The sequence below is a fragment of the Flavobacterium rakeshii genome, assembly GCF_009741375.1.
GTDB classification, from domain to species: Bacteria; Bacteroidota; Bacteroidia; order Flavobacteriales; family Flavobacteriaceae; genus Flavobacterium; species Flavobacterium rakeshii.
Window position 1 is genome coordinate 1 of the sequence record NZ_WOWP01000015.1, and the last position, 1,343, is coordinate 1,343.

Genomic DNA, 1,343 nt, shown 5'->3' on the forward strand with positions numbered 1-1,343 from the left:
AACCAAACCAAAATGTTTGATGAGAAGAAACTGGACATCAACGATGAGAAGTACAGCTCTTTCGGAGCGGTACTAACCGATGATAACAATTTCTATTTCACCAGTGCAAGAAACACAGCAAGGAAAACCTACGGCGCTAATGAGCAGCCGTACCTTGATATGTATATGGCTACTTACAATGCCGACGGCAGCTTTAGTGAGCCTACTCCGATATCAGACATCAACACCAAATGGCATGACGGCCCTGCAGCTGTAACAGCCGATGGTAACACCATGTACTTCTCGGGAGAGAGCTTTAAGGAGAGTAAACAGTTTGAAAGAGATAAAGACAATAACCTTAAACTGGGTCAGATTTACCTATTCAAGGCAACAAAGACCGACGGTAAATGGGGTAACATCCAGCCACTACCGTTAAACGATAAAACCTACTCTACAGGTAACCCTGCTATCAGTGCAGACGGGAAGACGCTTTACTTTGTGTCCAACCGTCCTGGAGGACAGGGAGGTAATGATATCTGGAAAGTGGAAGTAAAAGGCAACAACACTTACGGAGAGCCACAAAACCTTGGGGATAAGGTAAACACCCCTGGTAATGATAACTTCCCTTACCTTACTACCGAAGGTAAACTTTACTTCTCCTCAGACGGACGTAAAGGCTTTGGCGCACTGGATATCTTTGTTATTGACCTTGCCAAAGGAACAGAAGCCAAGAACGTTGGTCTGCCTGTAAACTCAGGACAGGATGACTTTGCATTCAGTTTTAATGACAGTAAAGAAATCGGATTCTTCTCCAGTAACAGAACAGGAGTTGACCAGTTGTACAGCGCTACACCAATTTGTGGTGTTGAGGCTATTGTAATGGTAAGAGATGCCAACACAGGCAAACCACTTGCCAGTGCTAAGGTAGCCATCCTTGATGAGCGTAACAATGTAATTGAGACCAGAACGGCTGATACTAATGGTAAGGTAACCTACAGTGTTGACTGTGACAGAGCCTATACCATACAGGCAAGCATGAGTGGTTATGAGAATAACAGTTTCCCAATTGCTAAAACTCATGGCGGAGAGGTTAATGTTATGGCTGACCTGAGACCTATCGTAGAAATCGTAAAAGAGATAGAAGTTGTACTTAACGATATCTTCTTTGAGTTTGATAAGAGCAACATCACAAAAGAGGCTGCTTTTGAGCTTGATAAGTTAGTTGAGGCTATGAACAACAACCCTGAAATGGTAATCATGGTTAAGGCGCACACGGATAACCGTGGTAGTGCACAATACAACATGAACCTATCTAACAAAAGGGCTAAGGCTACAGTTCAGTATGTAATCTCAAAAGGTATTGC

1 protein-coding gene is annotated in these 1,343 nt (G+C 43.3%); it reads left to right on the forward strand.

Annotated elements, in window-relative coordinates; all coding sequences use genetic code 11:
* A partial coding sequence (locus GN157_RS05280; RefSeq protein ID WP_157482067.1) for an OmpA family protein occupies nucleotides 1–1,343 on the forward strand: 1,343 nt, incomplete at both ends.